Raw genomic sequence first — 404 nt, 5'->3', positions numbered from 1 at the left:
CGACTTCGACTTCACCCTCGCCCGACCGCCGTCCGGCACCGTGGACCTGCGGGGCGCGCAGGTGTCCTACCTCCACGACAACGAGCACAGCTGGCCGGACGTGGTGGAACTGGACGGCTTCGTCTACAGCTCCATCAAGGCGGTCGAGGCGGGCGAACGTCGGGAGGCAATGGGGCGTCGGCAGTCTGCGGCATACCGTGTGGAGTGGATACGACGCAGCCCCGGCTACAGCCCGCAACCCTATGAGCAGTTGGCAAGCTGGTACCGGAAGGCCGGTCACGACAACGATGCCCGCCGGGTGCTCCTGGCCAAACAGCGTCACCGCCGCAGCACGCTGCATCCGGTGACACGGGCGTGGGGGCATCTGCTCGACGTGACGGTCGGATACGGCTACCGTCCCTGGC

General features: G+C 67.8%; 1 pseudogene. It reads left to right on the top strand.

The features are described from left to right. Positions 1 to 404 (top strand): annotated as a pseudogene (locus tag ACNFOC_RS55640) (oxidoreductase); the annotation flags it as partial.

Source organism: Streptomyces colwelliae, from assembly GCF_048158785.1.
GTDB lineage: Bacteria > Actinomycetota > Actinomycetes > Streptomycetales > Streptomycetaceae > Streptomyces.
Note: the sequence above shows the minus strand (reverse complement) of the source record. Positions and strands in the feature narration are given on the sequence as shown.